Consider the following 22260-nt stretch of genomic DNA (forward strand, 5'->3'; position numbering starts at 1 on the left):
TCCTTATGTGATCACTTCTTGTTCACCCAAATATGCCTTGATAACATCCGGGTTCTTCTGTATTTCTTCTGGGGTTCCGAACCCGATTCGTTTTCCAAAGTCCAGGACAGCGATTTTGTCAGAAAGGTCCATGATGACCCCCATATCGTGTTCAATGAGGAAAACCGTAATTCCATTCAGTTCATGCATATCCAAAATGAATCGGGCCATGTCTTCTTTTTCAGCACTATTCATTCCGGCCATTGGTTCATCAAGCAAAATCAATTCAGGTTCCAGGGCAAGCGCTCGACCTACCTCTACCCTTTTTTTCAATCCGTATGGAAGTGTACCGACGGGCGTATGACGGATGTCCTGCATTTCGAGAAATTCAATCACTTCTTCGACCGCATGCCGATGCGCGACCTCTTCCTTCTCCGCACCACCCCAATAAAGTCCACCCGTAAAAATTCCCGCTTTCATTTTGACATGACGTCCCAGCTTCAGATTGTCCAGGACAGACATATGTTCAAACAGAGCGATATTCTGAAACGCACGAGCAATGCCTAACGAAGTTCTTTTGTACGGTTTCATCCCAAGAATTTCTTTTCCGTTAAAACGGATAGAGCCTGCTGTCGGTTTGTACAGTCCGCTTATACAATTCAGCATACTCGTCTTCCCTGCCCCATTCGGTCCAATTAAAGAAAAGATCTCACCCTTTTCAAGGTGATAAGACACATCGTCCAAAGCTTTTACACCACCAAACTGCAACGATACATTTTCGACTTCTAAGATAGGCAAAAGTGAGGCTCCCCCTTTTATGTAAGCGTTACCATCGTTATAAAAGTATTATATAACCTTAATAAGAGAAGTCAATATAGTTTTTTCAATTTTATGAATATTAAGTATTTTGTTAGATTATGTAAAACTTCTATACTTTTGATTTGCCAAGTGTGGAATCGGTTCCTAATTCACCTCCCTCCTTAATCAAAAATTTTCAACTGATTTTAAAACCCTCCTCCGTTTTATTAAATGCTTCCCTCGTTTTAAAAACTACCAATGGAAGAAGAATACAAAAAACTCTTGATTTTTCCCATCTGTCTATATACAATAATAATTGTCGAAAAAATATATGGGGCATTAGCTCAGCTGGGAGAGCGCTTCGCTGGCAGCGAAGAGGTCAGCGGTTCGAGCCCGCTATGCTCCACTACTTTGAGCCACCATTTCTACTTCTTGAAATGGTGGCTTTTTCTATCCTCACTTTTCATAAACAAGAGAATGCTTCTCTTATAAAATATGTCACTGTCTATTGAAATTCACTTTTACCGTCCGATAAATGTATAGGAACGATGCTGTTAAGAAGCAACATCGATTTTACATAAGAATCGGAGGTACACCATGCTAAGAAAAAGAAAAAAGAGTAAACAAGGTTCCATTTGGAATCGAAACTTGCAGAGGCAGATTTTGATTCCATTCCTCACTTTAATTACCGCCGCTGGCATCATCATTGGTTATGCGAGCTATACATTCGGCGTTTCCATTACGACCGATGAACTGACCGACAATGTGGAGAAACAAATGAACTCCTTAAATGATTCATTCGAATTGTTTTTCCAATCTCAAGAAGATATCGTCAATCATTACTCTCAGGAACAAGCATTCATCAATTATGCTTCTGAAAAAGACCGCGTCATTCGGCGTATGGATGACATCCGCTCTTCCAACGAAATCATTAAAAATGCCTATATGGGCGTCGAAGAATCTGGAGAAACAATTACTGATTCTACATTGACTTTACCGTCTGAGTTCGATCCTAGAGAGCGCCCTTGGTATAAAGATGCCGTCGAAAACGGAAGCCTTATATGGACAGCTCCCTATATGGATACCAATACCAATGAAACAATTATGAGTGTAGCCCGCGCTGTTATGGATGACAATGAAGTGATGGGAGTATTCTCCATTGACCTTAATATGAACTCACTTCTTAATCTTGTGGAAGGTGTGAAGATCGCCGATTCCGGTTACGCAGCGATTTTTGATGGAAAGGGTACATTCCTTTCCCATCCAGATCCAGAACTTGTAGGTACAGATGTATCTGAGGAAAGTTATTATGTGAAGATTATGGAACAAGATCAACCTTCAGGCGTCATCACATACGAATATGATGGAAAAGAAAAAACCTTAGGTTACTCGATCAATGAAACGACTGGCTGGATCATCGTCGGAACAGTAGATAAAGCAGAACTCGAAGAAAAAGGAGCTGCAGTTCTTCTACCGATTACCATCACCGTTTTAGCCATTTTGATCCTATCCGTGATCGTTTCAGTGATAATAGCGCGTCGTATTCGTCAGCCAATTACTGACTTACAAAAAAATATGAAACGTGTCGAAGAAGGCGACTTGACGGTTGACCTCATCCAACACAGAGACGATGAAATCGGACAATTGTCAGCTTCCACCCACGAAATGAAAGAAAGCATCAAAAGAATTATCGAACAATTGCAAGAAGCAACAGCAGCTGTATCTGAACAAAGCAGAGGATTGAAACAATCCGCTGATGAAGTTCGCGAAGGAAGTGAACAAATTGCTTCCACAATGGAAGAACTTTCAGCTGGTTCTGAATCACAAGCGCATAGCTCCTCTCGCTTGTCTGAAATGATTGATTCATTCGTAAACGAAATTAAGGAAGCCCAACAAAACGGAGAAAACGTTGCGGACTCTTCTCAGCAAGTTTTATCCTTGACGAATGATGGCAGTGAAATGATGCAGCACTCGGTAAATCAAATGCAGAACATCGATCAGATAGTTAAAGATGCCGTTGAAAAAGTAGGTGGTCTAGATCAACAATCCCAAGAGATATCTAAACTTGTACAAGTGATTCAAGATATCGCAGAGCAAACCAATTTACTATCTTTGAATGCTGCTATTGAAGCTGCTCGAGCTGGAGAACACGGAAAAGGCTTTGCTGTTGTCGCAGATGAGGTTCGTAAATTAGCCGAGCAGGTCACCAACTCGGTAGAAGATATCACAGAGATTGTCACAGGCATTCAAAAGGAGTCTACGATTGTCGTTACAACTTTAAAGCATGGATACGAAGAAGTCGATCAAGGTACAAAACAAATGAAGATAACTGGTGAAACATTTAATAGAATTGAAGAATCTGTGACAGATATGGTAGCCAAAAGTCGTGAAATTTCCGACAAACTCTCGAAAATTTCTAATGACAGCTATGAAATGAATGCTTCTATCGAAGAGGTGGCATCTGTTTCACAGGAATCTGCAGCCGGCGTAGAACAAGTGACTGCAGCTGCCCAACAATCCAACAGCTCCGTGGAAGAGGTTTCTCATAGTGCAGACGAATTGTCTTCTCTTTCCAAACAATTAAATGAACAAATCCGCCAGTTTAAAGTAAAAGAGTAAACAAAAAATCCTCCCGTATAACGGGAGGATTTCTTAAATTATGAAGCTTTTGCAGCCTTTTCGGCCTGAGATCCAGAGGTAGTCATTAGTGTTGCGACAATCAAGACGATAACCGCAACAGGCACAGCTACTACTACACTGTTCACTTCAAATGGCTGACCTAGAACAATTTCCCATGTCAATGTTGCCAGTACACCAGCGATCATGGAAGATACACCACCGATTGCATTGACGCGTTTCCAGAAGAACACGGCAAGGACAGCCGGAGTCAATCCTGCTCCATAAACCGTGTAAGCATACATTTGGACACTTAGTACGGTTGGGAAATAACTGATGATTACAAAAGCGAAGATACCAAGGGCTACGATGAAGATTCTTGTCATAGCCAGAAGCTTTTTGTCAGAAGCGTCTTTATTTACATATTTACCATAAAGGTCATACGTCAGGTTCGTAGCTGCAGACAGCAAGTATGAGTTTCCTGTCGTAATGATAAAGGAAGCCGCTGCCGCAAGCAAAATACCACCGATAGCTACCGGCATTGCTACTGTAGTAGCCATCAATGCCATTCCTGGATCGATATCCGGGAATATGGAACGGGAGGCGAAGGCGATCAATGAAATAGATGGTGAAATGACGATCATCGCAATCAGCCAACCCATTTGTGCACGCTTCGCAGATTTATCCCCTTTGGAAGATGCAAGACGCTGATACATGTTTTGGTCACCAAGTAATAAGAACAAAGAAGGCAGCAAATAACCAATCATTTGAATCGTTGTTAAACCACCCGTAGCACTCATGTGGGACTCGGGAACATTAGCGACGATTTCACTCCAACCACCTGCAACCATAATGATTGTAGGGACAGTAATGATCAGACCTCCCACCATCAAAAATCCACTGATGGCGTCCGTTTGAGATACAGAACGAAGTCCACCGATCATTGCAAGGAAGATAATCATGGCAGCACCAATCATCGTACCTGTCTGCACGGTCATTCCCGTTGTCAAATTAAGAATGAATCCAAAGCCTTTCATCTGATAAGAAACAATACCGACATAAGCAAGAATGATAATAACACTCGCAAGGTTACGGGATGTACGCCCATATTTCGACTCTAAAATACCGGCAACGGTGAATTTTCCGTGTTCGCGGATTTTAGGTGCGACGACATAAAGAATGATAATACCGACTAACGTTGGGAGCATCATCATCAAAGAAGGAAGAATACCATATGAGAAAGCCATAGACGTTTCTCCACCTGAAATACTTCCGCTTCCTGTCCATGTGGCTAGAAGCGTTCCCATCAATACAAAAGGTCCTAGACTTTTACCGGCTAATACGAAGTCCTCACTGCCGGCTACTTTTTTCGACATGAATACACCGATGCCGACCATTAATATTCCGTAAATTGCTATAAACCATAACAAAGTTGGATCTTGTTGCAGTTCCATAACTACTGAATCATCTCCTGATGTTTTTTGTTGGCTGGTTCTTGTTGAGCTGTTCTATGAAAACATCGGCCGATGTGTGATACCGCTCTTTGAACACAACGATAATAAAACTAACATAGATTTTAATTTTGTGAAAATGGCAAATTGACAAGTGAGAAAGGGCTATTCCCCGCGTTTTCACAGGATTCCATTTTTTCACATACCCTTATGAAAGCGATAACCACACCCTTTCCAAGAATTGCTTTATTCTTACGAAATTTCTGTTAAATAAACAAATAACCGCCAGAATTTTGTAGTAAAATTAGTTCTAAATGCCTACGAATATTGAAGATGTAAAGTTGCAGGAAAGGAAAAACCATCCCCTCTCCCTTCTTATTCAACTATATGTCAGGATTGTTGGAGAGTATAAAAAAGCTGGTACCTTTTTTAGGGGTACCAGCTTTTTTACGTATTATATAGATACTAGACTCAAGGTATAAAGGCTTTCACGCGGTTTTGGATGACATTTTTCAATAATTGCTTCCCTTCACCTGTACCAATAGACTCCGGGTGGAATTGAACCCCCTCAATAGGAAAAGTGAGGTGGCGTATCCCCATCAATTCCCCTTCGACGGTTGAAGCCGTTACTTCAAAACACTCCGGCAAATCAGAAAGCTCTACAATCAATGAATGATAGCGCATTGCCTCCATCGGATTGCTTAACCCTTCATAAATCCCTTTTCCATCATGGAAAATACGAGAGCTTTTGCCGTGCATCAATTTCTCCGAGCGTACGACACTTCCTCCGAACACTTGAGCTATTGCCTGATGACCAAGACAAACACCAAAGATAGGAATGTCTCCTTTGAATCGGTCGATGACATCCAGGGTCATCGGGGTTTCACCTGGGGAACACGGCCCTGGTGAAAGGAAAATTAAGTCCGGGCTCAGTTCTTCTATTTCCTCTATTACTACCTCATCATTTCTCTTCACAATGACTTCTTCTCCAAGCTCTCCAAGATACTGGACGAGATTGTAGGTGAAAGAGTCATAGTGGTCGATCATATAGATCACTCTGCTCCACTCCTCTCAGCTCTATCAAAACTTACTGAACGAGTGCTCTTATTTCATTGGTGAAATGTTTGAGAGCTTCGTCCATTTTACCTTTTTCAATATTTTCAAGCTCCGCTTCGATCAATCGAATGATTTTACTTCCAATGATGACGCCGTCTGCATGATCTCTCACAAGTCGAACATGATCATTCGTTGATATACCGAACCCGACAGCTACTGGAACTTGGCTGTGCTGTCTTACTTTTTCAATGAAGGTCAAAGCTTCGGCAGACATTTCTTTTCTCTCTCCTGTTACTCCCAGAGAAGAAACACAATATAGAAAACCTTTCGCATGTTCCGCAATCTGCTTGATCCTTTGATCTGAGTTAGGGGCAACGAGGGATATAAATTCGATGCCTTTTTCTTCTGACTGGTTACGAATTTCCTCACTTTCTTCAAATGGGAGATCGGGTATAAGAAGCCCTTCGACTCCATTATGTTCTAATAGTTTAAAGAATTCCTCATGCCCGATTTGAAGAACAGGGTTGTAATAAGTGAAAATCACAACTGGAATTTCGAGTCCATGTTCTCGCAACTTCGGAACAAGCTCAATGGCTTTACGTAAAGACATTCCTGACTTCAATGCACGTTGAGCTGCTCTTTGTATCGTCGGTCCGTCCGCAAGTGGATCCGAATAAGGGACACCCAACTCTAAAACATCCGCACCTTCTTCCTGCAAACGCAAAGCGAATTGAATCGTCAATTCCGGACTAGGGTCTCCAGCTACAATAAACGGGATGAACAAATTTTCTGTTTTCGTTAGTTTCCCCTGAAATGATGTCTTCGTCAGCATGTCAGACCTCCTCCTGCAAATGTTCCATCAATGTGGCCATATCTTTATCCCCACGGCCGGAAAGGTTAATCAAAATCGTTTCATTGTGATTCATTTGAGGTGCTTCTTTAAATGCCTGCGCAAGGGCGTGGGCACTCTCAATCGCAGGGATAATTCCCTCTGTTTGTGTCAGAAGCTTCAATGCTTCTAGCGCTTCTTTATCTGTTATTGCTTCATAACGTACTTGTTTCGTCTGGAATAAATGAGCATGCTCCGGACCGATCCCAGGATAGTCGAGACCTGCAGAAATGGAATATGGCTCGGTAATTTGTCCATTTTCATCTTGCATGAGATAGGTCATTGATCCGTGAATGACACCAGGGGTTCCTTTTGAAAGCGTCGCTGCATGTTCAGGTGTGTCCGTTCCTTTCCCAGCAGCCTCTACTCCTATCAATTCACTCGTGTCTTCAAGGAATGGGTAAAACATTCCCATAGCGTTGCTTCCACCACCAACACAGGCAAAAATACGATCCGGAAGCTCTTTCTCTACCTCCAAAAATTGACGTTTAGATTCGTCGCCAATAATCCGCTGAAAATCCCGAACCATGCGAGGATAAGGATGGGGGCCGACGACAGAGCCGATTAAATAGAAGTGGTCTTCACAGTTGGCCACCCAATAGCGGATCGCTTCATTCGTCGCATCCTTGAGGGTTCCATTTCCACTTGAAACTGAAACGACTTCCGCTCCGAGCAGCTTCATCCTGAAAACGTTCAGCTCCTGTCTACGGATATCTTCTTCTCCCATGAACACAATACACTGAAGTCCAAATTTAGCGGCAACCGTAGCTGATGCAACCCCATGCTGTCCTGCTCCTGTTTCCGCAATGATTTTCTCTTTCCCCATTCTTTTAGCCAGCAAAGCTTGACCAATGGCGTTGTTAAGCTTGTGTGCGCCTGTATGGTTCAAGTCTTCACGTTTCAAATATATTTTTGCTCCTCCAAGGTGGCCGGTCAATTTGTCTGCGTAAGACAAAGAAGTGGGGCGTCCTGCATACTCTTTTAACACATGATGGTACTCTTCTAAAAAGGCCGGATCCGCCATTGCTTGATCAAGCGCTTCTTCCAGCTCTTGCAACGGACCCATGAGGGTTTCCGGTACATATTTGCCCCCAAAATCACCGTAGCGTCCTTTTAAATCAGGAAATACTTGCAACATTTTGCTCCACCTCTTTCATGATTGCTTGAATTTTACCTATATCTTTGCCATCCCCAATTTCAATTCCACTGGAAAGGTCGATACCGTCTGGCCGATAGTGCAACAGATCTGTGACGTTCTCTGGTTTGATTCCTCCTGCAATCAAACAGGCGACCCTGGTCATACGCTTCTTTCTGGTAGGTCGGCACAGCATTCCAATCGAAACGGACTCCCGTCCCCCCCTGAAGCACCCTCGACTTTACTGTCCACAATGTATCCATCAGCAACACCACGGAAGACCTCCATTTGTTTAATCCCATTGGATTGATGGTGAACCACTTTCCAAACCGGCAGCCCGAAGGCTTCTTTGATTCTCAACAACTGAGATACCGTCTCATTCCCATGCAGTTGAATGACATCTAATGGGACAAAATGAAGAATCTCTTCAATTTCCTCAATCGTAGGCTCGATGAAAACCCCGACGATTTTTTGTCTTGGTCGGATTTTTTTCACCCAGCGCCCGACATATTCAGGTCGGACATATCGTTTTGTTCTCCTGACAAAGATGAAACCCAGGTGAGATGCTTGGGAAGAAGAAGTTTTGGCTACGTCTGATAAAGATCTGTTCCCACATAATTTTACAATCGGTTCTTTCATCGAACATTCACTCCTTCCAACAACTGACGGACCGCTTCCTTGATATCTTTCTTTCGCATGAGAGATTCTCCGACCAGCACACCTTCAGCCCCATACTCAGCTACTTTCTGTAAATCATCATGGGAGGTGATGCCACTTTCTGAAACCAACAAACACTCCTTCGGTGCAAGCTTTGCCATACGCTCAGTTTGAGAAAGTTTCGTTTCAAACGTATGAAGGTTTCGATTGTTGATCCCCAGGATTTTCGGTGTAAACTCATTCAGTACTTTAGTTAATGTTTCTTCACTGTGGACTTCCACAAGCACTTCCAATCCAAGCTCGTAGGCTTGAAGATAGAGTTCATGCAACTTACCGGCTTCCAATGCTTCCCCGATCAACAGAATAGCATCAGCTCCGATGTACGCACTCTCAGCTACTTGCAAAGAATCGATAATAAAGTCTTTACGTAATACAGGAACATCCACCACTTTCTTGATATTCGTCAAGTAATCACGGTGGCCTTGGAAAAAATGCTGATCCGTAAGAACCGAAATAGCTTGCACACCTGCCGTAGCATAGTCATGGGCGATACGGACAGGGTTGAAGTCCTCCCGTATGATCCCCTTTGATGGAGAAGCTTTTTTCACCTCTGCAATTAATCCTGCTGCAAACGGTGCGGTCTTCAGAGATTCATAGAGAGAATGATGAGCGAATGATTGCTCTTCTGGCAAATATAGTTTTTCGATTTCCTGTTGTTTTACAGCTAGGATGGTTTCAAGCATATTGACGATTCTCCTTTTCATTCACTATCATTTCATAGTACTTACTTGTAATACCTTCACTGAGCGCTTTTTGAACAAGATGAACACCTTCTTGAAGGTCTGCTGCTTTCCCTGCCACATAAAGTCCAGCCGCTGCGTTCAATGTGACAATGGAAGTCGCACTTTCATTTGAACGACCATAGAAGACATCTTTAATGATCTGAGCACTTTCTTCCGTTTCGGAAATACGAATGTCTTTCAAATTACCTAATGGAAGGCCAAAATCTTCAGGTGAAACCGTGAAACGAGTGATTTCCCCATTCTTCAGTTCAACGAGATCACTTTTCCCTGTGACTGTAATTTCATCCAAACCATCTCTGCCTGTTGCTAAGAGCACGTGAGTAGAGCCCAGGTTTTTTAGAGTCTCCGCCATTTTTTCTGCATAATTCGTATCATAAATGCCGATCAGTTGTCTTCTAGCATTTGCAGGGTTGGACATGGGCCCGAGCAAGTTGAAAATGGTACGAAAACCCAGCTCTTTCCGTGCAGGTCCTGCGTGTTTCATAGCTTTGTGATAAAGAGGTGCATACATGAATGTCATACCTTTTTGAGAAAGCGCCTTTGCCCCCTGCTCTGGACTCGTATCAATCGGAACGCCCAGCTTTTCCAAAACATCGGCACTTCCACTTCTGGAAGAAACTTTCCGATTCCCGTGCTTGGCAACTTTTACTCCCATACTCGCAAGGACAATGGAAACAGCTGTAGAAATATTAAATGTCGAAGCGCCATCACCGCCAGTTCCACACGTATCTACAATGGCAGGATCATTGGTACCCATCTTGGTCATGTTCTCACGCATGGCTCGAACGAAACCGGTCATTTCTTCAACTGTTTCTCCCCGGTAACGCATTACGCTTAACATACTCATCAACTGGCCGGTCGTAGCTTCTCCATTCATGATTCGATCCATCGCTTCAAAGGCTTCCTGTTCTGTCATTACCTCACCTGCGACAACTTTACTCAATGTATCTTTCATCTCGTCTCCACTCCTTCTCCACTCTTCTCAAATACCTTCTCTGCTAGTTGAATCGTTTTCTTCAATGCACTCGCTTTGCTCAATGTTTCCTGATACTCTGCTTCAGGGTCAGAATCAGCAACAATTCCAGCCCCTGCCTGTATATATAGGTCTTTTCCTGTTCTTGTCATCGTTCGGATGGTGATGCAGGAATCAATGTTTCCATCAAAGCCTAAATAAAGAATGCCACCCCCGTAAAGGTTTCGAGGAGTAGGTTCAAGCTCTCTCAAAATCTGCATGGCCCGAACTTTTGGTGCTCCTGATAATGTTCCAGCCGGAAAGGAGGAAATCAGGGCGTCAATTGGCGAAACACTCTCCTTCAATCGACCGGTCACTTTACTGATGATGTGCATGACTTTCGAAAAACGTCCGATTGTCATATATTCACTTACCTGTACCGTTCCATATTCAGCTACGCGGCCGATATCGTTACGTGCTAAATCTACGAGCATCCGATGTTCTGCTAACTCTTTCTCGTCTTGAAGAAGCTCTTCAGCAAGTGCGTCATCTTCTTCTTTGGTTCTTCCTCTTTTTCTCGTTCCAGCTATGGGATGGATTTCAAGGTTTCGATCACGGACCTCTAGGAGTCGTTCAGGTGAACTTCCGATGACTTCTACCTCATCCATTTTCAAATAAAACATGTATGGGGAAGGATTCACTCTCCGCAACACCCGATAAAGTTCAAATCCACTTCGGTCCGTTACTGTATGAAAACGTTGAGATAAAACCGCTTGAAAGATATCTCCCGCGCGGATATACTCTTTGATTTTTTCCACATCAGCTTTGAATTTTTCTGGTTGATAATTGCTGTCTAACTGGAAGGATTCGTCATCTGTTTCATTTCCAATAAGCATGAGATCAGGAAGTGTGTCAGCCTTCTGCAGCTTACTTATAATGGATTCAATACGCTTTTTCGTTTCAGAATAAACTTCTTCTAATGGTCGATCCACTTCCTTTCTGGCGAAGGATAGGATCGTCGTTTCTTTTGTCTTATGATCGTAAGCAATTAATGTTTTGCAGAAAAGCAGATGATAATTAGCCAGATTCAACTCATCCTCCATGGCTCTCTCTACAGGCTCATAATCCGAAATTGCATCATAGCTGATATAACCGACTCCTCCCCCTTTAAAGGGAAGATCGATCGGAGGCTGTTTCACATCAAGCTTTGCCAGTACTTTCTCATAAGCAGACTTGAAGTCTGCAGAATGCGTGACTTCGTTCAGGTCAAAGTCTTTGATTTGGAACTGCTGCTCCTCCTCTTTGATTTGCACCATTGGATCAAGACCAAGGAATGAGTAATTCGACCATGGTGATTCAGGATCCTGGCTCTCAAGCATGTACACGGCTTCATGATTCAGTGCATGAAACATATGAATGGGTGTTAACGTATCCGTATAAAACGATTGTGTAATCGGTATGGTCTGATGCTCTTCAGCATCGTTTTGAAATGTGTTAAAAGTGGTCATAAAGGCTCACCTCTCCATTAAAATCATGGAGAATGAGACGTTGAGGGATGAAAACGAGTGGATAGAAAAGGGGTGAAAATCGGCCAGGCAATCCGTCGGCTCCTTACGTCCGAAGATTCCTCGCTCACTCAGCTCAGCTCATCCTATACCTCAACTCAACTCATTCTCTACTCAACTTGCTTATTTCGACTTTGTAATAAAGCCACTTTTTAAAAATATCTTTCCAATAGTCTATAAAATTCAGATAATAAAGTCAACCAGTCTGTTCCAATAATTCTTAAGCATAAATATCAATGGTCATTCCATATAAGCTCTCGTTTGTTGGAGACTCAGTTTCGAGATCTTTTCAGGCTTCGTTTGCCATAATGGGAGTCAGGGGTGGCTGGGAAGCTACCCGCTTTCCTGTGGGGGAGCGCCGAGCTTCCTCGGACTGCGTCCTGCGGGATCTCGCCTAACTCCTTCTCCCACGGGAGTCTCGCGGCTTCCCAACCACCCCATTCGATGTATGTGAGAAAAGAACTTTTTACCAAGTTGGATGGTCTTCCGCTATCCGGATTGTTAAAAGGATCAAACGCTCTGTATCAAGCTTTCAGAATTCAAATACCTGGGTATGGGAGTTTTATCCTTATACCCCCATCAAACTGAATAGCTGATTATTCGGGAAGTGGTTTCGAGACACTGATGCAGCCCCCATCCGCTCAACAAAAGTATTGAAAACAAGTCTTCCACAATCCTGCCAGGTTGTCCAATAACTTTTTTCTTCTCATTTTCAGGGACTTTTATTAACAATTATGATGGAAAATAGGAAAATAGAAATTTTTTATCTTTCGTTTGAACGAATCAACAAAAGCTAACGTCGTATAGTCAGGGAACGAAATGAGGGATGTTTAATGGATTCGGATCTCATCAGGAGAGCACAAGATGGAGATGAACATGCGCTTGCTGAACTTTTGAAAAAATACTATAGCTTCATCGTTAAATATATATGGAAAATGAGCGGGGATGAACAGTTAGCTTATGATGTGACACAGGACACTCTAATCAAGACCATCCAGAAAATCAACCAGTTTAACCATCGCTCCAAGTTCTCTACATGGCTGATCCAGATTGCTACACACACATACTTGGACTACAAACGAAAGCAAAAAAGAAAATATGAACTGGATGAGAAACTGAGGAAAGAATTCGCCCCCTCCCCTGTTTCTCTTTCAAGTGATTGGCATGAAGTCCAGGAGGCTTTATGGAAACTTGAGGACGACCATCGAATCCCGCTCGTTTTAAAGCATTATTACGGATATGATTATAAGGACATTGCGAAAATGACCAAGGCAAAAGTTGGGACAGTGAAATCAAGGGTTCATTATGGACTTGAGTATTTACGAAAGGAGCTGAAAACGGATGACAGATAAAAAGACATCGAAAAATTTAGAAGAACGGCTGCGGGATTCGGCTCTTCAAACGGATGAACAAATGGAAGTAACAGAACCTTCCCTGTCCTACTTTGAGAATCTTGTCGAAGAACAGTCCGCCCGTTGGTACCAACGACTATGGTTTGAATTAACTTGTTTATGGGGAATTGCGTTCGTTTTCATTTCTTTCCTCATTTTCAGCTTATTCTATGTCCCTCTTTTGTTTGTGTTCGCACAAATCATCTCCATTATTGTTTTAATCCGATACTTTTATAAAGAACGCTATGAAATGGTGGAGATGCGGCAATGAAACATTATGGACCTGAAGAAATGCCTTTATGGGGATGGATTCTCGTCGCCCTCATCCTGATGACACAAAGTTCAATTCTTTTTATTAAAGCAAGAAAAATTGGAAAAGCTCCCTGGTTGTGGGGAATCGTAGGGCTCATTCAATTCCCTGTGCCAAGCATCATCTTTTTCATCTTATGGAAGACGGCCTGGCAAAGGAAAGATACGAGAATAAAACCATAATATTTTAAAGAGACGAACAAAAAACTTATAAGGAGGTGATCACATGTTATTCACTCAAAACGTCATTGAATTCATGAACGAAAATTTAGCGATCATCGCTCCCCTGATTATCATCCAGGTGGTCTTGATGATTACAGCTCTTGTAAGCTTAATACGGGCGGAGTCTACCAAAGGACCGAAATGGATTTGGGCGCTCATTATTTTATTCATCAACACGCTCGGCCCCATCGCTTACTTTATCTTTGGAAGGAGTCATGAGTCGTGATCCACCTAAAAAATCTGACAAAAAAGTTTGATAAAGAATATGCTGTAAAAAACATCACATTCGACTTGTCACAAGGGAAATGTGTCGCTTTGCTCGGCCCAAATGGTGCAGGAAAGACGACAACCTTAAAAATGATTGCAGGGCTCATGCACCCCACCTCAGGTGAAGTGGAGCTCTCAAATGGAGTAAGCGGTGATATTCGAAAATACATCGGCTATTTGCCCCAACATCCGCAGTTTCACAATTGGATGACTGGCAAGGAATTTCTTCACTTCGTCGCCCGTCTCTCCAACATCCCTAAACTGGAATCTCAAAAACGAGCCGAACAGTTACTGGACCGTGTTGGTATTGCCGATGCCAAAAACCGAAGAATATCCAGTTACTCAGGTGGGATGAAACAGAGACTCGGAATTGCCCAAGCCATGATCCACAAGCCAAGCGTTCTCCTGCTTGATGAACCAGTATCCGCTTTGGACCCAATCGGGCGGCGTGATGTATTAAATTTGATGGAAGATTTAAAGCAAGAAGCTACGCTGCTCTACTCCACACATATCCTGAATGATGCGGAGGAGGCAAGTGATGAAATACTCCTCATGCATAAAGGATCTATTGTAGAATCAGGCTCTCTTCAAGATGTCAAAGAACGGCATCAGGTAGATAAAATCACGCTTCGTTTTGAAGGAAACATGGAATTATACAAAGAAATAGTAGAGGCATTCCCGTTCGTCACCCATACAGATATTCAAAAGCAAAAGCTGCATGTATATGTACAAAATATCGCTGAGGCCCGTGACGTTCTCTTAGACCTTGTACACAAAGAACAATGGCCGCTTCTCTTCTTTGAAGTAGGACAGACGACACTTGAAGATCTATTCATGAAGGTGGTGAATGAGCATGCAATGGCTGACCATCTATAAAAAGGAATGCCTGGAGTCCGCCAGAAATTACAAGTGGGTTTGGGTTCCGCTCGTCTTCATTCTTTTTTGTATCATTGATCCTTTAACAACTTATTACCTCCCTCAAATACTAGAATCTACTGGAGGGCTCCCTGAAGGTGCGACCTTTGATATTCCGACTCCGCCGGCAGCGAATGTATTCATGATGAGTATCTCACAAATAAATACGCTTGGAGTGCTCGTCATCACTTTGATTACAATGGGAACGATCGCTGGAGAAAGGAAATCAGGGGTTGCGGAGCTGATTCTTGTAAAGCCGGTATCTTATATCGCCTATGTGACTGCGAAGTGGGCAGCTCATGTCACAATCATTCTTCTTTCTATTTTTATCGGCTTGCTTGCAAGCTGGTATTATGTGCAACTTCTTTTTGGTGATATCTCTTTCATTCACGTAATGAGTACCGCTGCCTTTTATGCACTGTATATAATCTTTGTCATCAGCCTAAGCCTCTTCATGAACACATGGACAAAGATTCCCGGTCTTGTCTTGTTTTTAACGATTAGTATGATCATTGTCTTAAATTTGATCACCAGTGTTTTTTCTCACCTTTTGGAATGGAGTCCAACACAAATAACCTCCCACCTCCCTTTCTTACTAAGAAGCGGAGAAGTTGAGCAAGACCTCTGGATGGCTGGTTTGATCACAATATTGTTGATTATTTCCCTGCTTTTCGGAGCGATACAGACACTGAAGCGTAGAGAGATTGTATAGCCACAGCGTACTAGATCAGGTCATCCAACTATCGGGAGACATGGTCTTTTTTTTATGTTGGCAGACAGTGTGATTTGTTCTTATTGGTAATTGGGTATAGACTATTATCATCAAACGCATTCGAAGTTGTTAAAGGAGAGATTTTCATGAAGCCAACTGCATTGATTACAGGAGCCTCGGGTGGTATTGGATACGAGCTCGCCCGTCTATTCGCAAAATCAGGATATAACTTGATTGTCGTTGCACGATCCGAAGACAAGCTTCATCAGTTGAAAGAGGAACTTGATGGTCACCCAATCACTATTATTCCCCAGGATTTATCAGAACCGGAAGCAGCTGAAATTGTGTATAGCAAGGTAAAAGAACTTGGCTTAAATGTTACGGTTCTTGTAAATAATGCTGGTTTTGGTTTGAATGGACTTTTTGAAGACCTTCCTCTACTGGACCAACAAAAAATGTTGCAGGTGAACATCAATGCACTTACTGAACTGACCCACCTGTTCTTGCCGGAAATCAAAGCGGCCCGCTTCCGCTCCATTCCTAAAGGAGTGTTGAATGTAGCGAGCACGGCTGCCTTCCAGCCTGGTCCAAAAATGGCCGTATATTATGCTTCTAAAGCCTACGTCCTTTCCCTTTCAGAAGCTCTTGTAGAGGAACTGAAAGATACAAGTGTGACGGTTACCACCTTATGCCCGGGCGCAACAGATACCAACTTTTTCAAAACAGCAAAAGCAGAGCATACGAAACTTGTGAACAGTACGATGTCCCCTGAATCGGTAGCCAAATCCGGGTTCCTCGGCTTTGTGAAAGGCAAACGCGTGGTTGTTCCCGGTGTGATGAACCAAGGATTGGCCTTTGCATCCAAGTTCATCCCACGCTCATTTGCAGCAAAATTAGCTCATTATGTCGATAGCTAAGGAGAGGTCATACAAGTTTATTTGTATCCATTCTCTTTTTCTCCCCTTCCCCTTCCTATATAATAGAAATTACTGGTAGACACTTATAAGGGGGCTGCACATGAAGAGATTAATCCTATGGTTTTCGTTCTGTCTATGTATCGGTGCCGTCACAGGAGCCTATTTGTATGTACAAACCCAGGGGGCATCCATCGCTCATGGTGTCACAGGAACAGTGAATGCGGAAGAACTGAGAGCCTATGAGAGAGATGGGAAAAACCCTTTTGGAGGAGAGATTTCAGGACCGGAATTGACAGACAAGGAATACCAGGAATACATTCATGGCATGGCACATCAGAAAGTGAAAGCAGATGAAAAATGGACGTTTTTCGAAATCCACCCCCTTCGCATCTCTTGGCTGCTCGAACATTTGGAAACGAATGATTTGAATCATAAGCATGTCTATAAACAAATTTTAATGAAATGGGCCGATGAGGATTTTTCAAATGCTGTAGCTGACCATAATACGATTTGGGAAATGCAGCGTGGTACAATTGGGAGAGCCAAGCGCCTCCTCAGTCCTGAGGAAGAAGCTGAATATATAAAAGAAAACAACTGACCCGATGTCATCGGGTCAGTTGTTTTTTTACATCTCTTCAGCTGATTTCCTGAATCCATAAAAGGATCGATATCCCTGATTTGCATAGTAACCCTCAGATTTTGTTGAAGCCAACATTTCCACACGTGTACTTGGATAGCATTCGTGAGCGGTTTGGATCAATTTCTCCGCAATCCCCTGATTTCTAAAACTTTCTTTCACAAGAAGATCGCACACATACAAAGTGATGGATCCATCTGTCAGTCCTCGGAGAAAGCCGACGAGTTCATGATCTACAACCGCAACCAAGGCTGGTTCTGAATTCAGCCAGGAGCATAAGGTCTCCTCACTACGTTCAACAAGGCCGCTCCATCCTTCTTTTTCATTTAATTGCTGGACAGCGTCAAAATCTTTTTCAAGAAACGTACGAATTTGAATTGCTTCCATGTCATCCTACCTTTCGCTGTGATTAAGATTTTCCCCTTTGAGCCGTCACCCAGTCTGTTGATTTTATTTATCTACTCTCTATTACGTTTGATTCCCTTAAACGTTTCAAGTTATATAAGAAAATCCTACTATTTTTATATAATCTTAAAATTATTATACACCCGTGTCGATGTATCCTGATCTAGAACAAGCGATCGACTGGAAACAGATCAGAATTTTCAAGAATCGGACAGAGGAAAGTATGATAAAATGTGAACGGAAGTTTTTTTACTGTTCAAGGAGTGGAAAACATGTGGAAAAAAATGCTACTGTTCGCGACTTTGATTTTTCTCGCCGCCTGTTCTTCGCAAAATTTATCACTTGAGGACTTGAAAACAGCTTATCCTGAGACGTTTGCTCAGCAGGTAGAGGATCTATCGGATGAAAAAAAGGAAAAGCTTGGTCTTCCTGAAGATATGCCATTCGAAGTCACCCAGGTTGAGTCAAAGGTGGAAGACAAGAAAGTCGAGGTCCTCTACCAATCGGATGGTTCAGAGAAAGTCATGGTAAACACCTTGTATGAGCCCGAAAACATTCTCCAAGAATCAGAACTGCAGGTCCCTTTGAACTCTGGCGCTGTAGCTGGTGTCCAGGAAAAGGAGGATCATATATTTGTGGAATGGTATGATGGAGATCTCGATGTCATCTATCAGCTGGAATACTATGGTCCTGAAGAGGAACGGGCAGAAAAAGCAATGAATATTGCGAACGCTATATAAAATTCTTTGTCCCTCTATGATGGGACTCCTAAAGAAGACCCGTCACGTTTAAACGTGACGGGTCTTCTGATTTCTTTATAATTTTTCTAGTTTTTTAAAGTTCCGACTGATCGGCCTAGGAGCTTTAAGCCGGTCAAAAAAGACCATGTAATTATTCTTCTTCTCATCGACTTCTTCGATGGAGCCTTCACCGAAAACGGGATGCTTGACCCGTGTTCCTGTTTCAAAGAAATCACCAGAAGGCTCTCTCTCAAGACGATGGGAGGCACGAATATATTCTTTCGCTTCTTCCATGAGAGATTCATCCAACTCTCCGATACGGTCAAAGAAACGATCTTCGACTTCAAATATAAAACGGGACGGGTATTTCTTTTGCCCTCCATTTTGAAAACCTTCAGATTCGGTCAAATAGAGCTCCTTTTCCGCTCTCGTCACGGCTACATAGGCAAGCCTGCGCTCCTCTTCCAGTCCCCTGTCTTTCCGCTGCCTGATGGCCCGGACATTAGGGAGAACACTTTCCGACATGCCAATAACGAATACATAAGGATACTCCAGTCCTTTGGCAGTATGAATCGTCATGAGTTTAATGGAATCGATCTGGTCTGCCCTTTCGTTATCTGTATAGAGAGAAACCATTTGCAAGTATTCCTCCAAATCGATATCTTCCCCAAGCGTCTGCTCATACTGGACAATCGAATGAAGGAGCTCAGTCATATTATCCAACCTTTCTTGATCCCCGTCCTCCCTCCGATAAGCTTCGTACCCCGTCACTTGCATAGCTTCTTGAAGCAGCTCCGAAACTTTTCTTTTGCCTCTGATTTCCTTTAAATATTCGATCGCGTCAATAAAAGATTGAGCACCTGTTCGCCTCAGCCGATCATGGCCCGCATACTTTTTCAGGGTTTCATAGAGAGGTCGCCCCTCCTCTTCCGCTTTTTCCCTGAGGAAACTCATCCGCTTCTTCCCAATTTGGCGCTTCGGTACATTAATGATTCGGCTGAAAGACAAATCATCCTGAAAAGCGATCATCCTTAAGTGGGCGAGGGCATCCTTAATTTCCAGGCGGTCAAAGAATTTAAATCCACCGAAAATCGTATATTCGATATTTTCAGCGATAAGTTCCTGTTCTACAAAACGAGATAAGTAATTCGCTCGATACAAAATAGCGATCTCACTCAAATCCGCTTTCTTTTTTTCCACGAGTTGTTTAATCCTATTCACAATCCATTTCGCTTCCTGTATCTCGTCTTTCCCATGATAATGAACCACTTTCACTCCTGAAGGATTGACAGGAAGCATGTCCTTATCCACCCTGAAATAATTATTGCGGATCAAGGCATTTCCCAAAGAGAGAATTTCTGGCGTGGAACGGTAATTTTCCTTTAAAAAGATGGTCTGAGCATCAGGAAAGTACTTTTCAAAGTCAACCATGTACTTAGGGTCAGCTCCCCGCCATTCATAAATCGTTTGATCGGGATCACCGACGACGAATAGATTCCCCTGTTTCTCAGCAAGCATTTTCACAAGTTCGAATTGTTTTAAGCTGCTATCCTGAAATTCATCGACCTGTATGTAGAAAAGTCGATCCTGCCACTTTTCGAGCACTTCTTGATTCTGCTCGAAAAGAGTAAAGACAAAATTAAGCAAATCATCAAAATCCAGTCCGTACACACGCTTTTGCTTCTTCAGATATTGTTGAATAATCTGACTGTCCAGGTCACCAGAGTTCTCTACGGATGGCATGGCTCCACGTAGAATCATTTGTTGTACATAATGTGTGTTTCCTTTCAGAATTCCAATCTTATCGAGTATTCTTTTGAATGTTTTATCATTCAGTTTTAACCCCATATCTTCAAAGATTTCTCTTAGTAAAATTTTCTGATCTTCCACGTCCAGGATGACAAAATTCTTCGGGTAAAAAAGCCGGTGGATATCTTCACGCAGGACACGGACACAGAATCCGTGATACGTGGTTATAAAACCGGTGTCCTGCTCTCCCCCAATTAATTTTTTCACCCGTCGTCTCATTTCATGGGCCGCTTTATTTGTAAAAGTTACAGATAGCATATTAGCAGGGTCGATCCCAAGCTCATTCACGATAAAGGCATACCGATGAGTGAGGGCCCGTGTCTTTCCAGATCCAGCACCTGCGATGACGCGGACATATCCTTCTGTAGATACAACCGCTTCTTGTTGTGATGGGTTAAGTCCGTCCAGTAGTTCTTCCATATCGATCACCTTTCAAGAACATTTGTTTGTATTATAGCACATTAAACAGCAGGGAGTCTGTGTTCTTCTGTTGAAATGGAAGGACTTACTGAAACAAATTAAGAGAAGATGGATATAGAGGTAGTAATGAAAACGTCATGGTTTTATGCAGAAGTTATGAAGGAGTAAGGAAAGATCATCTTCTCTAAATTCAAATTCCTCAAGGAGCAGCAACAAGTGGGGAGGATGTCTAGGTGTATGGAAATCAGGCTGCTCCCTTAATTATAAATGCAGACTGAACACGCGCTTGATTCGAGAAGACTCTTTTAGAATTCCTACTTCATCTCCCCTATGCTAATGATTAATGAATGAAAGCCTGTCGGCCTAATGGTAGATGATACTATTTTTAATACTATTCGAACCTCGGCTTTAACCCTGTCTCCAGAAAATACTTGGTTGCTTGCTGCACGTTCATAAATGTCCGTACTCCATCCAATTGGATATGATTCTCTGTAAATTGCATCACTACCTGGGGCCGCATGCCGGCTAGAACAACTTCAATGCCCAACATCCTAAGACTCATCATAAGATTTTTCAAAAGGACTGCCCATTCTTCATCAATCGAAGTAATACCCGAGAACTGAATCGCCAGTCGACTCACATTCTGTTCCTGACATAAAACAGGTACTCTTTCCAATAAGATATGGCGTTGTTCCTCTCTTAAGATTGGCTGTAATGGTAAAAGGGCATAACCTTTCGCTATGGTTACAATATTAGCCGTCATTTCTCCAATCATATGGATTAACTCTTTCTCTCTTTTTGATTGTTCCGTCCTATTGAAAATACGGATGAGAATAAAGTTCTCTCCTTCATGGATAAAGCGTTTAGTGTAAATATGCAGCACCATGTCCACACCTTGCCATTGAAACTCCATCCCTTCAAAATCTATGTCTTTTTTCTTCAATGGACTTGGATAAGACTCTTTTTTCTGGTGCTAAGTCCGGATACAAATGATTGAGTTTTTCTCCAACAATGCGCTCTTCCTCTAATTGGAACATCCTTACATAGGCAGGGTTGACGTATGTGATAGTGTATTCTTCGTCACTGATCAGTACACCCTCATCCAAAAGGTCCATCGCATTACGTAATAGCATGAGTATCCCCCCCAGTACAAATCTCTTACTTTTATTATGATGATATACAATAGAAATGCAAGGTAATTCGACATTGTTGTCAAAATATTATGAATAAATAACAATACCCTTCCATATCTTCAACTTAATGGCAGGATTCTTTAGTTTCGAGTTGTCTTTTTAGTGGATGGGGCTGCGGGAAACAGTTCGCCCCTTTGCCTTATTAGTGTCTCAAAACCGCTGTTCAAATAGCAGCCATTCAGCTTAATGGAACTGTAAGAGTAAACCCCATGTCCAGATGTTAGAATTCTGAAAGTTTGATGCAGCATGCTTTCAGAATTCTAATAGTCGATAGTGGAAGACACTACCAAAACTGCATGACTCCCGTGGGAGAAAGCCACTCTGACACATAAACTAAGCAAACGCCCCCCGAAAATGCGTCTTCCACAAGCGGGAGTTTTTAGCGAATAAAAAAGAAGTGCGTCAGCGGTTCAAGAACTGAA

Annotated in this window: 24 protein-coding genes and 1 tRNA gene; 11 read left to right on the forward strand and 14 right to left on the reverse strand. The window is 42.6% G+C overall.

Going from position 1 to position 22260, the window contains the following annotated elements; genetic code table 11:
- Positions 1-3 precede the first annotated feature (3 nt).
- Complete coding sequence (locus LC065_RS00405; RefSeq protein WP_226587675.1) at positions 4-777, reverse strand: ABC transporter ATP-binding protein; 774 nt, start codon at positions 775-777, stop codon at positions 4-6.
- Between the two features lie 333 nt (positions 778-1110).
- Between LC065_RS00405 and LC065_RS00410 the strand changes: the two genes are divergently transcribed.
- Together LC065_RS00410 and LC065_RS00415 are read left to right on the forward strand one after the other, a co-directional pair.
- A tRNA-Ala gene (locus tag LC065_RS00410) sits at positions 1111-1183 on the forward strand.
- 191 nt (positions 1184-1374) lie between these two features.
- Positions 1375-3396: a methyl-accepting chemotaxis protein gene (locus LC065_RS00415; RefSeq protein ID WP_226587677.1), complete on the forward strand. Its 2022-nt coding sequence runs from the start codon at positions 1375-1377 to the stop codon at positions 3394-3396.
- A 38-nt stretch (positions 3397-3434) separates the two neighbouring features.
- On the opposite strand, the gene LC065_RS00420 is transcribed toward LC065_RS00415, so the two are convergent.
- The 9 genes from LC065_RS00420 to trpE form a co-directional block, all read right to left on the reverse strand.
- Positions 3435-4847, reverse strand: a complete 1413-nt coding sequence (locus LC065_RS00420) for a sodium:solute symporter family protein (RefSeq protein WP_226587679.1) — start codon at positions 4845-4847, stop codon at positions 3435-3437.
- Positions 4848-5315: 468 nt separating this feature from the next.
- The gene (locus LC065_RS00425) at positions 5316-5900 is read right to left on the reverse strand and encodes an anthranilate synthase component II (RefSeq protein ID WP_226587681.1); all 585 of its coding nucleotides are present in this window, start codon (positions 5898-5900) and stop codon (positions 5316-5318) included.
- 31 nt (positions 5901-5931) lie between these two features.
- Complete coding sequence (trpA, locus tag LC065_RS00430) at positions 5932-6732, reverse strand: tryptophan synthase subunit alpha (RefSeq protein ID WP_226587683.1); 801 nt, start codon at positions 6730-6732, stop codon at positions 5932-5934.
- Position 6733: 1 nt separating this feature from the next.
- Positions 6734-7924 carry a tryptophan synthase subunit beta gene (gene trpB, locus LC065_RS00435; protein ID WP_306163933.1) on the reverse strand — a complete coding sequence of 397 codons (1191 nt, stop codon included), beginning with the start codon at positions 7922-7924 and terminating at the stop codon, positions 6734-6736.
- A complete protein-coding gene (locus LC065_RS00440) occupies positions 7908-8090 on the reverse strand; it encodes a phosphoribosylanthranilate isomerase (protein ID WP_306163673.1) in 183 nt (60 codons plus the stop codon). Before LC065_RS00440 ends, trpB begins: the two co-directional genes overlap by 17 nt.
- Complete coding sequence (locus LC065_RS00445; protein WP_306163674.1) at positions 8087-8563, reverse strand: phosphoribosylanthranilate isomerase; 477 nt, start codon at positions 8561-8563, stop codon at positions 8087-8089. The genes LC065_RS00440 and LC065_RS00445 overlap by 4 nt, the downstream gene beginning before the upstream one ends.
- Positions 8560-9324: an indole-3-glycerol phosphate synthase TrpC gene (gene trpC / locus LC065_RS00450; protein ID WP_226587687.1), complete on the reverse strand. Its 765-nt coding sequence runs from the start codon at positions 9322-9324 to the stop codon at positions 8560-8562. Before trpC ends, LC065_RS00445 begins: the two co-directional genes overlap by 4 nt.
- Positions 9317-10339 carry an anthranilate phosphoribosyltransferase gene (trpD, locus tag LC065_RS00455; protein ID WP_226587689.1) on the reverse strand — a complete coding sequence of 341 codons (1023 nt, stop codon included), beginning with the start codon at positions 10337-10339 and terminating at the stop codon, positions 9317-9319. Before trpD ends, trpC begins: the two co-directional genes overlap by 8 nt.
- Positions 10336-11844, reverse strand: coding sequence for an anthranilate synthase component I (gene trpE / locus LC065_RS00460; protein ID WP_226587691.1), 1509 nt, complete (start codon positions 11842-11844; stop codon positions 10336-10338). The genes trpD and trpE overlap by 4 nt, the downstream gene beginning before the upstream one ends.
- An 890-nt stretch (positions 11845-12734) precedes the next feature.
- Between trpE and sigY the strand changes: the two genes are divergently transcribed.
- The 8 genes from sigY (at position 12735) to LC065_RS00500 (ending at position 17232) form a co-directional block, all read left to right on the forward strand.
- Entirely contained in the window at positions 12735-13253 is a 519-nt protein-coding gene (gene sigY / locus LC065_RS00465; protein WP_226587693.1) for an RNA polymerase sigma factor SigY, read from the forward strand.
- On the forward strand, positions 13243-13563 hold the full coding sequence (locus LC065_RS00470) for a YxlC family protein (protein ID WP_226587696.1): 321 nt from the start codon (positions 13243-13245) through the stop codon (positions 13561-13563). The genes sigY and LC065_RS00470 overlap by 11 nt, the downstream gene beginning before the upstream one ends.
- Positions 13560-13784, forward strand: coding sequence for a sigma-Y antisigma factor component (locus LC065_RS00475; protein ID WP_226587698.1), 225 nt, complete (start codon positions 13560-13562; stop codon positions 13782-13784). The genes LC065_RS00470 and LC065_RS00475 overlap by 4 nt, the downstream gene beginning before the upstream one ends.
- A 43-nt stretch (positions 13785-13827) precedes the next feature.
- A complete protein-coding gene (locus tag LC065_RS00480) occupies positions 13828-14049 on the forward strand; it encodes a PLD nuclease N-terminal domain-containing protein (protein ID WP_226587700.1) in 222 nt (73 codons plus the stop codon).
- The gene (locus LC065_RS00485; RefSeq protein WP_226587702.1) at positions 14046-14966 is read left to right on the forward strand and encodes an ABC transporter ATP-binding protein; all 921 of its coding nucleotides are present in this window, start codon (positions 14046-14048) and stop codon (positions 14964-14966) included. Before LC065_RS00480 ends, LC065_RS00485 begins: the two co-directional genes overlap by 4 nt.
- The gene (locus LC065_RS00490; protein WP_226587704.1) at positions 14938-15717 is read left to right on the forward strand and encodes an ABC transporter permease; all 780 of its coding nucleotides are present in this window, start codon (positions 14938-14940) and stop codon (positions 15715-15717) included. The genes LC065_RS00485 and LC065_RS00490 overlap by 29 nt, the downstream gene beginning before the upstream one ends.
- 146 nt (positions 15718-15863) lie before the next feature.
- A complete protein-coding gene (locus LC065_RS00495; RefSeq protein WP_226587706.1) occupies positions 15864-16634 on the forward strand; it encodes an SDR family NAD(P)-dependent oxidoreductase in 771 nt (256 codons plus the stop codon).
- 100 nt (positions 16635-16734) lie between these two features.
- Positions 16735-17232, forward strand: a complete 498-nt coding sequence (locus LC065_RS00500; protein WP_226587708.1) for a DUF6241 domain-containing protein — start codon at positions 16735-16737, stop codon at positions 17230-17232.
- 27 nt (positions 17233-17259) lie between these two features.
- On the opposite strand, the gene LC065_RS00505 is transcribed toward LC065_RS00500, so the two are convergent.
- Complete coding sequence (locus tag LC065_RS00505; protein WP_226587710.1) at positions 17260-17658, reverse strand: GNAT family N-acetyltransferase; 399 nt, start codon at positions 17656-17658, stop codon at positions 17260-17262.
- Positions 17659-17948: 290 nt separating this feature from the next.
- Between LC065_RS00505 and LC065_RS00510 the strand changes: the two genes are divergently transcribed.
- The gene (locus LC065_RS00510; RefSeq protein WP_226587712.1) at positions 17949-18416 is read left to right on the forward strand and encodes a hypothetical protein; all 468 of its coding nucleotides are present in this window, start codon (positions 17949-17951) and stop codon (positions 18414-18416) included.
- A gap of 75 nt (positions 18417-18491) precedes the next feature.
- Here LC065_RS00510 and LC065_RS00515 read toward each other — a convergent pair whose 3' ends face one another.
- The 3 genes from LC065_RS00515 to LC065_RS00525 all read right to left on the reverse strand — a co-directional run bounded on the left by LC065_RS00515 (position 18492) and on the right by LC065_RS00525 (position 21778).
- Positions 18492-20645: an ATP-dependent helicase gene (locus LC065_RS00515; protein ID WP_226587714.1), complete on the reverse strand. Its 2154-nt coding sequence runs from the start codon at positions 20643-20645 to the stop codon at positions 18492-18494.
- Positions 20646-21036: 391 nt separating this feature from the next.
- Positions 21037-21588, reverse strand: a complete 552-nt coding sequence (locus LC065_RS00520) for an STAS domain-containing protein (RefSeq protein ID WP_306163675.1) — start codon at positions 21586-21588, stop codon at positions 21037-21039.
- Positions 21563-21778 carry a PAS domain-containing protein gene (locus tag LC065_RS00525; RefSeq protein ID WP_306163676.1) on the reverse strand — a complete coding sequence of 72 codons (216 nt, stop codon included), beginning with the start codon at positions 21776-21778 and terminating at the stop codon, positions 21563-21565. Before LC065_RS00525 ends, LC065_RS00520 begins: the two co-directional genes overlap by 26 nt.
- Positions 21779-22260 lie beyond the last annotated feature (482 nt).

The sequence above is a fragment of the Halobacillus litoralis genome (assembly GCF_020524085.2).
Taxonomy (GTDB): domain Bacteria; phylum Bacillota; class Bacilli; order Bacillales; family Halobacillaceae; genus Halobacillus; species Halobacillus litoralis_E.

What these genes read in the sequence shown, in the direction of transcription:
- LC065_RS00415 (WP_226587677.1), top strand. Translation starts at nt 1,375, where the DNA reads ATGCTAAGAAAAAGAAAAAAGAGTAAACAAGGTTCCATTTGGAATCGA.
- LC065_RS00420 (WP_226587679.1), bottom strand. Translation starts at nt 4,847, where the DNA reads ATGGAACTGCAACAAGATCCAACTTTGTTATGGTTTATAGCAATTTAC.
- trpA (WP_226587683.1), bottom strand. Translation starts at nt 6,732, where the DNA reads ATGCTGACGAAGACATCATTTCAGGGGAAACTAACGAAAACAGAAAAT.
- LC065_RS00440 (WP_306163673.1), bottom strand. Translation starts at nt 8,090, where the DNA reads ATGACCAGGGTCGCCTGTTTGATTGCAGGAGGAATCAAACCAGAGAAC.
- LC065_RS00445 (WP_306163674.1), bottom strand. Translation starts at nt 8,563, where the DNA reads ATGAAAGAACCGATTGTAAAATTATGTGGGAACAGATCTTTATCAGAC.
- trpC (WP_226587687.1), bottom strand. Translation starts at nt 9,324, where the DNA reads ATGCTTGAAACCATCCTAGCTGTAAAACAACAGGAAATCGAAAAACTA.
- trpD (WP_226587689.1), bottom strand. Translation starts at nt 10,339, where the DNA reads ATGAAAGATACATTGAGTAAAGTTGTCGCAGGTGAGGTAATGACAGAA.
- trpE (WP_226587691.1), bottom strand. Translation starts at nt 11,844, where the DNA reads ATGACCACTTTTAACACATTTCAAAACGATGCTGAAGAGCATCAGACC.
- sigY (WP_226587693.1), top strand. Translation starts at nt 12,735, where the DNA reads ATGGATTCGGATCTCATCAGGAGAGCACAAGATGGAGATGAACATGCG.
- LC065_RS00470 (WP_226587696.1), top strand. Translation starts at nt 13,243, where the DNA reads ATGACAGATAAAAAGACATCGAAAAATTTAGAAGAACGGCTGCGGGAT.
- LC065_RS00475 (WP_226587698.1), top strand. Translation starts at nt 13,560, where the DNA reads ATGAAACATTATGGACCTGAAGAAATGCCTTTATGGGGATGGATTCTC.
- LC065_RS00480 (WP_226587700.1), top strand. Translation starts at nt 13,828, where the DNA reads ATGTTATTCACTCAAAACGTCATTGAATTCATGAACGAAAATTTAGCG.
- LC065_RS00490 (WP_226587704.1), top strand. Translation starts at nt 14,938, where the DNA reads ATGAGCATGCAATGGCTGACCATCTATAAAAAGGAATGCCTGGAGTCC.
- LC065_RS00495 (WP_226587706.1), top strand. Translation starts at nt 15,864, where the DNA reads ATGAAGCCAACTGCATTGATTACAGGAGCCTCGGGTGGTATTGGATAC.
- LC065_RS00500 (WP_226587708.1), top strand. Translation starts at nt 16,735, where the DNA reads ATGAAGAGATTAATCCTATGGTTTTCGTTCTGTCTATGTATCGGTGCC.
- LC065_RS00505 (WP_226587710.1), bottom strand. Translation starts at nt 17,658, where the DNA reads ATGGAAGCAATTCAAATTCGTACGTTTCTTGAAAAAGATTTTGACGCT.
- LC065_RS00510 (WP_226587712.1), top strand. Translation starts at nt 17,949, where the DNA reads ATGTGGAAAAAAATGCTACTGTTCGCGACTTTGATTTTTCTCGCCGCC.
- LC065_RS00515 (WP_226587714.1), bottom strand. Translation starts at nt 20,645, where the DNA reads ATGGAAGAACTACTGGACGGACTTAACCCATCACAACAAGAAGCGGTT.
- LC065_RS00525 (WP_306163676.1), bottom strand. Translation starts at nt 21,778, where the DNA reads ATGCTATTACGTAATGCGATGGACCTTTTGGATGAGGGTGTACTGATC.